The sequence below is a fragment of the Priestia aryabhattai genome, from assembly GCF_023715685.1.
Taxonomy (GTDB): domain Bacteria; phylum Bacillota; class Bacilli; order Bacillales; family Bacillaceae_H; genus Priestia; species Priestia aryabhattai_B.
On sequence record NZ_JAMBOQ010000123.1, the window covers coordinates 1 to 252 of the forward strand.

Annotated in this window: 1 pseudogene; it reads right to left on the reverse strand. The window is 35.3% G+C overall.

Going from position 1 to position 252, the window contains the following annotated elements:
* Window positions 1-252 (reverse strand): annotated as a pseudogene (locus M3225_RS29330) (IS3 family transposase); the annotation flags it as partial.

The following is a 252-nucleotide window of genomic DNA, read 5'->3' on the forward strand; positions in this document are numbered from 1 at the left end:
AAGAAGGAAGTTGGCTTAACGTATCTAAGACAAATTCTACGTTTTGATAATCACCAATCGAATACGCAATGATTTCCCCATTAAATAAATCTTGAATACTTGAAAGATACAACTGTTTAGGTCCAAAAGGCAAGTAGGTTATATCAGTTACTAATTTCTGAAGAGGACGATCAGCTTGAAACTCACGATTTAATACATTCTCTGCAACCTGATAAGGTTGCCCTGTTTGCTTTCGTTTTTTTCGTTTTACGC